At 56.9% G+C, this 11,363-nt stretch carries 13 protein-coding genes; 2 read left to right on the forward strand and 11 right to left on the reverse strand.

The annotated features are described in order from the left end of the window. Window positions 1-31 precede the first annotated feature (31 nt). Window positions 32-379 carry a helix-turn-helix domain-containing protein gene (locus ACLD1X_RS18260; RefSeq protein ID WP_429370263.1) on the forward strand — a complete coding sequence of 116 codons (348 nt, stop codon included), beginning with the start codon at window positions 32-34 and terminating at the stop codon, window positions 377-379. Between the two features lie 86 nt (window positions 380-465). Next, complete coding sequence (locus ACLD1X_RS18265; protein ID WP_429369982.1) at window positions 466-1,242, forward strand: zinc ribbon domain-containing protein; 777 nt, start codon at window positions 466-468, stop codon at window positions 1,240-1,242. 388 nt (window positions 1,243-1,630) lie between these two features. Here the strand turns inward: ACLD1X_RS18265 and ACLD1X_RS18270 are convergent, their stop codons facing one another. The 11 genes from ACLD1X_RS18270 to ACLD1X_RS18320 form a co-directional block, all read right to left on the reverse strand. Beyond that, window positions 1,631-3,253 carry a hypothetical protein gene (locus ACLD1X_RS18270; protein ID WP_429369984.1) on the reverse strand — a complete coding sequence of 541 codons (1,623 nt, stop codon included), beginning with the start codon at window positions 3,251-3,253 and terminating at the stop codon, window positions 1,631-1,633. Window positions 3,254-3,257: 4 nt separating this feature from the next. Continuing rightward, window positions 3,258-4,109, reverse strand: coding sequence for a DNA cytosine methyltransferase (locus ACLD1X_RS18275; protein ID WP_429369986.1), 852 nt, complete (start codon window positions 4,107-4,109; stop codon window positions 3,258-3,260). After that, on the reverse strand, window positions 4,070-4,270 hold the full coding sequence (locus ACLD1X_RS18280; RefSeq protein ID WP_429369988.1) for a Com family DNA-binding transcriptional regulator: 201 nt from the start codon (window positions 4,268-4,270) through the stop codon (window positions 4,070-4,072). Before ACLD1X_RS18280 ends, ACLD1X_RS18275 begins: the two co-directional genes overlap by 40 nt. Before the next feature lie 70 nt (window positions 4,271-4,340). Beyond that, entirely contained in the window at window positions 4,341-5,609 is a 1,269-nt protein-coding gene (locus ACLD1X_RS18285; RefSeq protein WP_429369990.1) for a phage late control D family protein, read from the reverse strand. Further along, window positions 5,606-6,046, reverse strand: coding sequence for a phage tail protein (locus ACLD1X_RS18290; RefSeq protein ID WP_429369992.1), 441 nt, complete (start codon window positions 6,044-6,046; stop codon window positions 5,606-5,608). The genes ACLD1X_RS18285 and ACLD1X_RS18290 overlap by 4 nt, the downstream gene beginning before the upstream one ends. A 6-nt stretch (window positions 6,047-6,052) precedes the next feature. Then, window positions 6,053-8,617: a phage tail tape measure protein gene (locus ACLD1X_RS18295; RefSeq protein ID WP_429369994.1), complete on the reverse strand. Its 2,565-nt coding sequence runs from the start codon at window positions 8,615-8,617 to the stop codon at window positions 6,053-6,055. After that, entirely contained in the window at window positions 8,607-8,726 is a 120-nt protein-coding gene (locus ACLD1X_RS18300; RefSeq protein WP_429369996.1) for a GpE family phage tail protein, read from the reverse strand. Before ACLD1X_RS18300 ends, ACLD1X_RS18295 begins: the two co-directional genes overlap by 11 nt. A gap of 8 nt (window positions 8,727-8,734) precedes the next feature. Continuing rightward, the gene (locus tag ACLD1X_RS18305) at window positions 8,735-9,064 is read right to left on the reverse strand and encodes a phage tail assembly protein (RefSeq protein ID WP_429369998.1); all 330 of its coding nucleotides are present in this window, start codon (window positions 9,062-9,064) and stop codon (window positions 8,735-8,737) included. A 51-nt stretch (window positions 9,065-9,115) separates the two neighbouring features. Beyond that, window positions 9,116-9,631, reverse strand: a complete 516-nt coding sequence (locus ACLD1X_RS18310) for a phage major tail tube protein (RefSeq protein ID WP_429370000.1) — start codon at window positions 9,629-9,631, stop codon at window positions 9,116-9,118. 23 nt (window positions 9,632-9,654) lie between these two features. Next, window positions 9,655-10,824, reverse strand: coding sequence for a phage tail sheath protein (locus ACLD1X_RS18315; protein WP_429370002.1), 1,170 nt, complete (start codon window positions 10,822-10,824; stop codon window positions 9,655-9,657). A gap of 133 nt (window positions 10,825-10,957) precedes the next feature. Further along, window positions 10,958-11,362 (reverse strand): hypothetical protein, encoded by a 405-nt coding sequence (locus ACLD1X_RS18320; protein WP_429370004.1) that lies wholly within the window; start codon window positions 11,360-11,362, stop codon window positions 10,958-10,960. Between the last annotated feature and the right edge of the window lies 1 nt (window position 11,363).

Consider the following 11,363-nt stretch of genomic DNA (forward strand, 5'->3'; position numbering starts at 1 on the left):
GTGGGAATGTCAATTCGTTATGGAGACGTTTGTGGGAATTGGTGAGCGCCTTAAAGAAGAACGCGAGCGCTTGGGTTTCAATCAAACCGAGTTCGCGGCGAAGGCTGGTGCCTCGAAAAACAGTCAGTACAACTATGAAAAAGGTGAGCGCAGCCCAGATGCGGCCTACCTAGCGGCAGTAGCTGAAAAGGGCGTTGATGTTTTGTACGTGGTGACTGGCGAACGCAGGCCAGTGACTGCCGAAAGCATCAGCGCTGATACAGCGAAGTTTCTTGAGGTTTTTCAGCACATAGGCGAGACAGATCGCGAGGTGCTATTCCGTATGGCTTCCGCCTTTGCGAAGGCCGCGAGCATAGACGCAAGAAAGGAGAACAACTGACCTGTGCAAAGGCTGTCTAGGTCAGTGGAGGCGGTACGTCGGCCATGATGGCCGGCTTTTTATGGATATAAAAAGGAGCGGTACGAATGGCACTAACACCCTGCAAGTCTTGCAAGCACAAAATAGATACCTCAGCGAAGGTTTGCCCCAGTTGCGGCGTTGCCGATCCGGGAGTCACCATCGGCCAAAAGATTGGCGGATTTATCATTCTGCTCATCATCATCGCTGTGACGGTTTCGATGTGTTCAGGTGGTAACAAAGACAAGCCTGTCGAGAAGGTCACGCAGAGTGTTGTGTCGAAGTCATATTCGATCACAAAAGACGACTTTCAAGAGGGGCTGCCTCGTAAAGTCGAAGTCTTACTGCCCAAGCGCTTAAGTGACTCGGAGCTGGCTGAAGTAGCCAAAACGGTTCATGCCGACACAAAATTCAAAGCCAAGACGACATTTATTGGCTTCAGGGTTGAAGGCCAAACCGACAAAGCCTACTGGGCCAACGCCAGTTTTGATCCTGACTTCAAAAGCTCGCTCATCGGTCTCAGCGCTCAGGACTACCAGACCCTCAGGGCTTTGGATTTGAAGGGGTATCCAGACATGATCGGCAGCTGGTTGCGTGACGGTGCCCTCGGTCACGTGAAGGTGTTGTATCAGCGCGACGGCCAGTACTTCATCGACGAAATCTTCGTGGATGGGAAAGATACCTCGAAGTATCTGACCCAAAAGCTTCCCAATGGCGGGTTACGCCTGGATGAGCCAGAAAATGACTTCGGTGAATATTACGTTGTCGATGCAAAAGGCAACTTGCAAGGTTGGAGTGAAAACGGCATTTACATGACGCTTCCACCAAACAAGCCTGCACTCTGAAGCCTGGTGCAATTAGTACTTACATTTCCAAGGTTGTGTGCATCTGCGGGAGTGGTCGTCTGGCTGGCGCCCCCCCCATTCAACTGACTCCAGTTTTTGGCAGGGTGAGTGGCACAGAACGATGTGCTCAGAATGGGGGACTCCCGGGTAGCTCAAGTGCTGCGAATAGCACCGGCGCCTTACACAAGGAAATGGAGTACGCGTTATGGAAAACCCCACGCCTTTGGAGCAACACTTTCTGAACCTTCTGGCCAAGCTCGATGATCAGCAGCGCCAAGACGTGCTGCGGATCATGGAGGCGTTTGTGCAGTCAACGAAGTAAGGTGAATGATTGAGGAAACCCGGCTATGTGCCGGGTTTCTTCTACCTCACTTATCTGCCTAAAGATTTAGGATGTTTGGGCATCGTTTTCCACCAGCTCATCATTTACTGCTTCCGGCATAGAGTCAGGCGATGCAGTTTTTCGTGTGGGAATTGGCTTATAGGTGAAATTTTCGTTTAATTCTCTCGCCATATGGCTCTTCAGTACCTCTATCTTAAGTGCAGTTTGCTCTTGGAATTTCTCATGATCTGAAATGTCTAAATTTTTTGCAGAAGAGTGAACCGTTTCTCGTGCTACCACCAAAAGCTTCGCTAGGGTCAATCTGTCGCTATGGATTTTGAATATTTTTTGAATCATAGCGTAGGCAAGCTTCCAGCTATAAAGTATAGCGAGCCCGAAAATAGCTGCAAATGGGATTCTTAAAATGAAGGCGGCCAGTACATCGGTTGTAGACTTGTATTCCGCAGTCAGTAGGTTTCCTGCACCTACATAGACTTGATAGGTTGAAAAAATTATCGCTAATAACGGTAGTACTATCAGAGCTGAATAGATTGTTGCTTGTGATTTTCCCTCTTCTACGTAAGGGCCGTACTCATCAGATATTAGGTTTCTATCGTTCGTGAGCTTCTGCAGTTGTGCTTTAAGGTCTGCGATGTTTTTGTTTAGGTTTTCAGCATGCTGACTCAGCTGTTCAGTATTATTTTTTGCTTCTAAGGCTTTGTTGTCTAGATGCTTTGCTTCAAGTTCCGTCTGTTGGAGTTTTGCTTTGGAAATATCTAGGGATATTGTTGTTTTTTCGTTCTCGGTTTTTATTTTTTGTTGAAGAACTGTTAGTGTATTTATTTCGGCTTCTAGCTCTGCTTTTGCTGTATGTGTTCCAGATAATAAATCTTGGGCGTCCGAAATCTCAGATTTTGTATTGAGCTTGAATTGTTCAATTGTCTTTTTTAGTTCGATGGTTTCTTCAATGTCTTTTGCGTACTGTGAAAGCTGCTCTTGTGTTGCGCCGTATAACTCTATTTTTTTTATTTGAGGCTTTAGCAGCGAGGTGGTGCTAGAAATTTCAATCCACTCGCAGAAACGCTGAATCCAAACAAAAGCGTAGGTTTGATTGTGCTGAAGTATCACTCGATAGGGATCTCTTCCCGGAGTCTTTACGGTTACTATAATATCCTTGGTGATTTTTTCTAGCTTGTCACCATATATGCAGATAAACCGTAAGTAAGTTAAGTTTTGAGGCGTAAATCTTCGAGCCGAGCTTGTGGGCTTAACCCCCCCCGGAACTCCGCTTTCACTCAGAAGAGCTTGAAATTGCCGGGTGGATTTCCAATACGCGTTTTGAGCCTCAACTAAAACTGGTAGCTTTTCTTCTAGCTTCACCAGGCTGCTTTCGAGATCTTCCTGTGAGTTTTCAGGCATAACCTTTTCCATTTGTTTGACGGAACCTAGCAGAACAATATCAGAATGGCGTATTGCCGCTATCGGAGTTTGCCTCAAAGATTTCCTCTGGCATGGGTTAGGGTGATGTGGGGAAGCTTGGCGCTGGCATGCAAGCAGACAGTTGGCTTTGACTGTGAGCAGCGCGTTGAACTCTTCGCCAAAACGGCTGTGTTGAAGCTGCTGAAACGAAAAAGGGCATAATTTTTTTGGTGGCGCGCTGGAGGAGTTGCTGGCAACGCGCCGACGCAATGTATCAACCTACTTCTATGAGCATTCTTCCAACCCACTCCGCCACTTGCGTAACAACGGCGTTTCCGGCAGCGAAAGCCTCCGCAAGGTTGGCCGCATCCAGTCCGAGGCAAAACCCATCATCTTCAGACGCTCGCTGCCGCTCAGCCATCTGATCCCATCCGTGCGGGTGAGCGACGAAAGTGGTACAGCCCAAAGTGATCTGGGACCCGGCTTTGTTTGCCAATAAAGTATTGGCAGCCCAGGCATCCGCGGGGCGTGGCCACTGGATCGATTGAGACGCTGGAGGTATTGCGTCCACTGGCGCGGCGTCAGCCAGCAGCTCCATGGGGGGCATTCGTCGATAACCTGCGACCAGGAATACTCGACGACGTTGCTGGGGGACTCCGAAATATTGAGCATTAAGCACTCGCCAACATCCCACATACCCGCAGTCCGTAAGGGCCCTGATGACTGTCTCAAAGTCTTGGCTATCGTTGACAGCGAGCAGGTTAACGACGTTCTCAAGGACCACCCAGCGAGGTTGAATTTCTTTGAGTATTCGTATGACTTCCCAGAACAGGCCGCTACGTTCCCCGCGTAGCCCCCGAGAGTCTCGATTGCTTTCCCGGCAGCCGGCCACGCTGATGTCCTGACAGGGGAACCCGGCGGTGAGAACGTCGATGGGGCTGAGGTTGTGAGCGCCGCACTGGCGTACGTCTTCAAATTGCTGTGCATGGGGAAATCGATCGGCAAGCACAGCCCGGTTGACCGGGTTGAGTTCGACCTGCCAGGCACTGCGGTACCCTGCGTTTTCAAATCCGACATCAAAACCTCCTATACCTGCGAACAGGCTTCCAATGGTGGGCTGCTGCATTCATGAACTCGTTGTTCTGGATGCTCGCGGCACGCTAGGGGGAGGCTCTGGGCCCTCAAGTGGTTCAGTGTCCGGCAACGCGGGCACTTGATCTGTATTTCAACGATACCGCTTGCAGCGGCGAGTTTGCGGTGGCACTGGCCGCAACGTATGTCCTGCATGAAAATCGTCCTTGATATCAGTAAGTCGTCATGGTTTCGCAAAATGGCCCCGGTTCGATAACCCCGGGGTTTATGTTTTTTCTTCCTGCAATTTTCTCCACTCTCGATCAACCGCGCGTTTCGCCGTTTTCTCTGCGGCGTATAGCCACCGCAATCGCTTCGGCTTGCTCTGATCCCCAGTCGTAACCGTCCTTTCCTTACCAGTCTTTTTCTCGCGGTAGTAAGCGATCACCCCTGTGAAGTCACGTTTGTCCTCTTCGGCCAAATCCTCAACGGTGTCCTCTGGCAGCTTGCTTTCCAGTTCGAGGCTAACGGTATAGCCGCTGTCTGCGCCGAGGCTGTGCTGCACATTCCCGCCATACCAAATGATTTCATCAATCTCAGATTTCACGCCCTGGAGCGTATAGGTCAGTTCGGGGATCAGATCCGGTCGTCCCATGGCCAGGGTATAGCTGAGCGTCGCGCTACCACGTTGCAGCCGATTGAACTCGGCCCGGGCAGCGCGCAGGGCGGACTGGCGGTCGCTGTAGGTATGCCGGAGATCCTTGAGATTTTCCCCACCGCCGGCAATGGCTTCCTGTTTCTTGGCACTGTTCACATCGTAGAAGTAGGCGCGCACACCGTCGTAACTGTCGCGATCGGCATGCAGGTATCGATGCTGGTCGCCGTCGGCGCGAGTCAGGGTGATGTGGGGCAACTCGGCTCCGCTGGCGGTCTTGCCGCCACCTGCCGGCAGGCACAGCAGGCAACCAGCCTTGACGGTGACCACTGCATCGAACTCTTCGCCTATTCGGCTGAGCAGGTTGGCATCGGACTCATTGGCCTGGTCGAGTTGCAAGATGGGCAATCCGTCCAGGGCGCCGGCAATGGTGGCGGTCAGGCCATTACCCAGGGCGATATCGCCCAGCACGTCGCCGAGTGTGGCGTTGCTCCAGCTGCGTTCGCGTTTGGTCTTCAACCCCTTGCGCAGGTCCGCCGATCGGCCGCGGATGCTCAGTACATCGGGCGCGCCGCTGTGTTCGGTTTCGTCGACGGTGTAGGTGCCTTTGTCGACCAGGCCGGTGTCGCTCCAGCCGAGCCATAGCCGGATCACTGCACCCGTGGGCGGGATGGCCAGCAGGCCGTCGTGGTCGCTGAGGGTGATGCTGAGCTGGTCGGCCTCGATGCCGCGGTTGTCGGTCAGGTCCAGGCTCATCAGCCGCGGGCTGATCAAGTGAGCAATGTCGTTGCCATCGACGGTGATGCGGAACGCGGGCACCGGGTAGGCGGCATCCCGTCGAAAGCGCTCGGCGCTGTCGCTCAGGAATCCGGTGACACGGGAAAGGGAGGCACCGATCACAGCAGTGACCTCATGATGCCAGCGCCTGCACGGGTGCCGGCGCCGATCAGGTCGATGCGGTCGTCATCGATGCGCTTGAGGGTGAGGGTGAACTCGATGCGCCGTGGCGTGCCGTCGCGGAAGAAAATCGTCTTGGTCTCGCTCAGGCTCTCGATGATCCATAAGCCGTAGATTTGGCCGCTGCCTTCGACCATGGGCCAGGCCTTGCCGGTGTTGGCCATCAGGCGCAGGGCGTCGAGGCTGAGGGCGCTGCCGGCCAGTTCCGGCAGGATGATGCCGGGGAGGGTGATGGCGTCTTCTCCACGACCTATGAACTGTTTGGCCGGTGCCGCACCGATGCGGCTGTTACTGGCGTGGCGCCATTCGGTTTGGCGTTGCAGCTCCTGGTAGGCGGCAGTGGAGAGGCTGAAGACGAACATGCCGAGGGCCAGCATCATGGTTGTTTACTCCAGGTCCGACAGTCTGCTGCGCGTGCGGGCGCCTTTTTCGCGCTCGATGCGGGTCAGCTCGGCGCGCACGGCACGGGCAATGGCGTGGGCATCCATGCCGGGGGTGGGATGAATGTTGATCTCGTAGTTGTCGTGGCTGTCGTAGGCCGGCGCAGTCATGCTGCTGATTGGCGGTCGGTCATCGATGGCCAGGGCGGGCATCGAGGCGGTGCCGAGTGCCAGGGCTCCGGCAGCGGTGAGCTGTTTGCCCATGCGGGTGATGGCGTCGAGCGGGCCTTTGGCACCCCCTTCCAGGCCGAGGGTCAGGCCCGCCATGGTGAAGCCACCCAGCTCGGCAAACACCCGCGAAGGGCTGTGGATATCGAGCTTTTCCTTGAACCAGCCAATGGTCGAATCACCGATTGAGGTGATGGCGCTCTTGATCTGGCCCATGCCGGCGAACAACCCGTTGACCAGGCCGTTGACGATCATGTTGCCGAACTCGGTAAAGCGGTTCGGCAAATCCACGCCCAGGTAACTGAGCACGCCGGCGAACGCCTGGTAGATCAATCCGATGGGGCTGAAGTTGGCCAGCGTCGTGAGGATGCCGCCGATTCCGCTGCTGAACCCGGCTTTGATTTCGGCCCAGGCGCTGGTGAAATACAGCTTCACCGCGTCCCAGTTTTGGTAAATCAGATAGGCCGCGCCGGCAAGGGCGGTCATGGCCAGGCCAATGGGGTTGAGCATCAGCGCGCGCCCGATCATGAGCAGGGTCTTGCCGACAAAAGGCAGCACGGTTTTGCCGAGTTTCCATAGCAGCCCTATCAGGCTGGGCAGTCGAATGCCCAGTTGAGCGAACATCAAGCGCAGGGCCGCGAAGGGCAGTAGCACGCTGGCCACGGTCACTAACAGCCCGCCGATGGCCATGGCCAACCCGGCTACAATGGCGACGGTTTTGACCAGCCCCGATGCGAGTCCGGGGTTTTCCTTGGCCCATGTTTTGACGCCACGAACGATGTCGATGACCGACTGCACCAACCCCCGCAACGGGCCATCCTGCTGTTCTTGCAGTTCGATACCCAGGTCTTGCCAGGCACTGCCGAGCGTGGTCAGGTCACCCTTGAGATTGTCAGCCATCACCTTGGACGTTTTGGCCGCCTCGCCTTGGGTCTCACGCAGGGTTGCAATGAGTTTTTGCAGCTCGCCAATCCCGGCTTGCTCCACCAGTTGCGCCATGCCTTTGACCGCTTCTTCACCGGCGATGGCTTTGAACAGCCCACCTTTTTTCGCGGTGCCCAGATTTTTGGTTTTGTCGTAGATCTCTTTGAGGATGTCGGGCATTTGCCGTAGATTGCCGTTGGCGTCGGCGGTTTTGATGTTGAGTTGTTCAAGGGCCTTTTGCGCTGCTTTGGGTGGCGCAGCCAAACGGTTCATGATGGAGCTGAGCGCGGTACCGCCCATGCTGCCTTGCAACCCCGCGTCCCCCAGTTTTCCGGCCATAGCGGCCGCCACTTCCAGTTCGACACCGTAGGTTTTCGCCATGGGTGCGGCATATTTCATGGTGTCGCCAAGCATCTGCAGGTTGGTGTTGGAGCGCGTGAAGGTACCCACCAGCACATCGCCCAGTCTGTCCATCTGGTCGGCTGTCATGCCCAATCCGGACATGATGTTTGAGGCAATGTCGGCGGTCTGTGCCAGATCAGCACCACCGGCAGCGGCGAGGTCGAGCATGCCGGGCATCGCTGCTTTGATGGCTTTGGGGTCGAAGCCGGCCATGCCGAGGTAGCCCTGAGCGTCAGCAGCTTGCCCGGCGGTGAACATTGTCGAACCGCCCAGCGCACGGGCTTGATCGCGCAATCCTTGCAGTTGCTCCGCCTTTTCAGGATCCCCTTTATCCAGTCGGGTAATGGCCTGAACCCGGCTCATGCTGGCATCGAACTCCAGCCCCGGAGCCATCAGCCGCGTACCGGCATACAGCGTTCCACCGCCACCGGCAGCCATGGCAGCCCCTTTGCCCGCCAAGTTGCCAGCGGTTTGCTGCTGGCGTTGATAGGTCTGACTGGCTCGGGTCAGACGAAGTTGTTGGCGCGCCAGGGACTCGAGACGGCGACGTTGAATGTCCATCTGTTGATTGGCCGCTCTGATGTCTTGACGCAGCTGCCGTTCGTGTTCGCCCAGGTTACGTGTCGAGATACCGGTGGTTTGCAGCTTCTGACGCAGCTGCTGGAGCTGCATCGTCTGGGCGTTTTCCTGTTGTTTGAGCTGGTGCAGAGCGCGCTTGGCCTGAGCAAACTCCCGAGTCATGGCCCGCGTGGGGTTTTGCGTTTGTGCCAGGGTTTTCCCTAATTGCTGGGTGTGCTGGCGAGCGCTTTCCAGTGCTGCCTGGGTGGAAGCCAGTCCCTGTTTCAGCTCACGGAACCCAGTGACTTGCTTCTGCGTATCGTTAAGGTTTTTCAGCTTGTCGCGAGCCGCTTTGAGTGCCTGCGCCGCTTCTGTTGACTGTCGCTGAATGGCGCGGAGCGGACGCGTAGCTCGGTCGATGGCGTTGAGCAGCACCTGTAGTTTCAAGTCATTGGCCATCAGTGGAACTCCGCACCCTGGCGCGCTCGCGCCATTCCATCAGTTCTTGCAGGCCAAGCTGGTCCATGTCAGCCGGCGCCCAGTGAAAGACCACGGCCAGGTCGGCCATGGCGTCTTCTACGCAACGAGGGAGACGTCCGTCTTCACCGACTTCTGCAACAAAAAACCGGCAATCTTGCTGCCGCAGGCGAGCAGGTCGGCCGGGTCCATGCCGGCGGCTTCCGGGGCGGTAATGCCCGGGCTGGTGATGCGCGGCAGGATCTTGATCAGGGTGGCCACGTCCATGTTCAGCAGCTCGACCAACTGGATGCCGCGCAGCTCGCCGGAGGCGGGTTTGCGCAAGGTCAGGCTGGTGAAGTAGCTCTTGCCGCGAACGATGGGCGTATCCAGGTGCACGGTGTTGTCGTCGATCGGGGGCAGTGCTTCGACGGTGTCTTCAGGTTTCATGTGTGGCTCCAGATGTCAGGGTTGACGGGGCTTGGGGGAGTGCGGGGTAGATCAAAGACCGAGGGCGGCGCGCTGCTTTTCCAGCATGTCCACGCCGTTGACCTTCTCGATGAAGTTGAGCAAGTCGATCTCGATGATCTCTTCGTTATCGACAATCAGCTTGTAGTAGGTGCAGGTCGTGGTGATCGAATGTTCGGTGTCTTCCCCTGGTGCCGCGTCGCCCATCTCGATGGTTTCATGACGGCCACGCAACACGACTTCCACGGTACTGACTTCACCGGTGTCGTCCTGCTGGAACGGACCGGAGAAACGCAGGCCGATGCCGGCCGCGTTGACGGCGCCGAACTGGCGCAGGGAGACCAGGTCCAGGCCGCCGGTCTTCCATTCGAACTGGATGCCGTCGTCGGAGAAGCCCAGGTCAACCTTGACCGGGCCGTTCATGCCACCGCCGCGATAGGCTTCCATCTTGCGACCGAGTGGGGGCAGGGTGACTGACTTCACCACGCCGACGTAGCTGTGGGCGTCGTTGAACAGGTTGAGGTTTTTCAGTTTGCGAGGCAGGGCCATGGCGGTGTTCTCCGGTACACGGGTCAGCTATTGATCTTGTTGGCGAAGTTGATCAGGTAGCGGTCAGTGATGCGCTGCCGCAGGGTGAGGTCTTCGAGCGGTGGCACGGGGGTGTAGTCGTAGTCGAGGAACAACTTGCCGGCCTTGAGGGTGTCCTTGTCGTTGATGTCTTCCGGGTACCAGCAGCTGCCGCCAATCAGGTAGCCGGCGGCGACCAGTTCGCGAAACTTGGCGTTGATGCTCTCGATCATGTCGCGCACCAGGGAGGCGTGCATCGGCTTGTCGATGGCCCACATCTGCGCCTCGGCCATGGTGTCGGCGAGGATCTGCGCGGTACGCGTGTAGTTCTCGAAGGCGAACAGCGGATCGTCGCTGCAGGTGCGGCTGCCCCAGAAGCGCAAACCACTCTCGTTGATCAGGGTGGTGACCTCGTTGCTGTTGAGGTAGTTGGCGTCGGTGGCCGGGTTTTGCAGATCCCAGAACACGTCGGCACTGATGCCGGTGACGCCATTGACGGCAACGTTGGACAGGGTTTTGTGCCAGCCAACCTCCTGGTCAATTTTGGCGCGCAGGCCGAGGGCGCGTGCGACGGCCGAGGCTTTCACTGTCGCGGTGGTGGCGGTGTCCCAGTTCTGGAAGTCCGGCCAGATCACCATCACCTCACGGGCGCCGAAGTTCTCGCGGTAGGCGACGGCTTCTTCTTTGGTTTTGCAGTCCCAGGCACTGACGTAGTTGAACGCGCGCAGCTGCTGGCCGATGCTGACCAGGGCGGTGGCCACCGGCTGGCTGTCGAGGCCTGGCACGCCGAGGATGCGCGGCACCATGCCGACTTTGGCCTTGGCGGCGAGCAGGGCTTTCATGCCAGTGTATTTACCGTCAGCGGTTGTGGTGCCGATCAGGGCGCTGTTGGTCTCTGCCTCTGTGGCACCGTCCTTGACGCGCACGACGATGGTGTAGGGTTTGGTCTGGTCGGCGATGGCTTGCAGGCTCACCGCCAGGGTGCCTTTCACGCCGGCCTTGCCGACGGCGGTCTGCACGTTGGTCAACAGCACCGGGGTATCGAGCGGGAAGACAGTGGCGTCGGCGTCGTCGGCCGTGCAGACCAGGCCGATAACCGCGGTGGGGATGGTGCGAATAGGGCGGGTGCCGTCGTTGAGTTCGAGCACCCGCACGCCGTGAAGATAATCGGCCATGGTTTTGCCTGCGCAGTAAATGAGATGACAGTGCACAGGCTGCCGCGCGCGTGATGCGCTGGCGAGCGAGAAGACCTGTAGCGAGGTCGATTACAGGACTTAAAAAAAGCCCGGCGCCGGCGGGGCTTGGCGGCTATTCGGTGTCTTCAGTACCAGGTGCGGCCCACGGGAACTCCTTTTGGATTTCATTGAAACGCCGCACACCCGCAGCCTGAGCCTCTTCCCAGCCCGACTCGCCCATGGCCTCCATTCGTATCGCTTCGGCAAAATAGCGATCCGAACCGGTCAATGGGTTGGCGTAGGCCCGTAGCCGCAGCGTTTCGATTTGTTCGGGGGTGTATTGCGGGGGCTGCAACTCCGGCAGGGGATGCTTGGAAATATCGCCATCCTCGCCGAGCTTCCACTCGCCATCCAGTTCCTGGGTAATGCGCATCCACAACGGCTCATTGACTTCAACCGCATGTGAGGGAATTTCGTTCACCCCACGAATCAGGCGACTGTTGAGAGTACCCGTCGAATCAAATGTCACGAACTTCATC

The sequence above is a fragment of the Pseudomonas sp. 18173 genome (genome assembly GCF_050432945.1).
Classification (GTDB): Bacteria; Pseudomonadota; Gammaproteobacteria; order Pseudomonadales; family Pseudomonadaceae; genus Aquipseudomonas.

What these genes read in the sequence shown, in the direction of transcription:
- ACLD1X_RS18265 (WP_429369982.1), top strand. Translation starts at nt 466, where the DNA reads ATGGCACTAACACCCTGCAAGTCTTGCAAGCACAAAATAGATACCTCA.
- ACLD1X_RS18275 (WP_429369986.1), bottom strand. Translation starts at nt 4,109, where the DNA reads ATGCAGCAGCCCACCATTGGAAGCCTGTTCGCAGGTATAGGAGGTTTT.
- ACLD1X_RS18280 (WP_429369988.1), bottom strand. Translation starts at nt 4,270, where the DNA reads ATGCAGGACATACGTTGCGGCCAGTGCCACCGCAAACTCGCCGCTGCA.
- ACLD1X_RS18290 (WP_429369992.1), bottom strand. Translation starts at nt 6,046, where the DNA reads ATGATGCTGGCCCTCGGCATGTTCGTCTTCAGCCTCTCCACTGCCGCC.
- ACLD1X_RS18295 (WP_429369994.1), bottom strand. Translation starts at nt 8,617, where the DNA reads ATGGCCAATGACTTGAAACTACAGGTGCTGCTCAACGCCATCGACCGA.
- ACLD1X_RS18300 (WP_429369996.1), bottom strand. Translation starts at nt 8,726, where the DNA reads ATGGCCGACCTGGCCGTGGTCTTTCACTGGGCGCCGGCTGACATGGAC.
- ACLD1X_RS18305 (WP_429369998.1), bottom strand. Translation starts at nt 9,064, where the DNA reads ATGAAACCTGAAGACACCGTCGAAGCACTGCCCCCGATCGACGACAAC.
- ACLD1X_RS18310 (WP_429370000.1), bottom strand. Translation starts at nt 9,631, where the DNA reads ATGGCCCTGCCTCGCAAACTGAAAAACCTCAACCTGTTCAACGACGCC.
- ACLD1X_RS18315 (WP_429370002.1), bottom strand. Translation starts at nt 10,824, where the DNA reads ATGGCCGATTATCTTCACGGCGTGCGGGTGCTCGAACTCAACGACGGC.
- ACLD1X_RS18320 (WP_429370004.1), bottom strand. Translation starts at nt 11,362, where the DNA reads ATGAAGTTCGTGACATTTGATTCGACGGGTACTCTCAACAGTCGCCTG.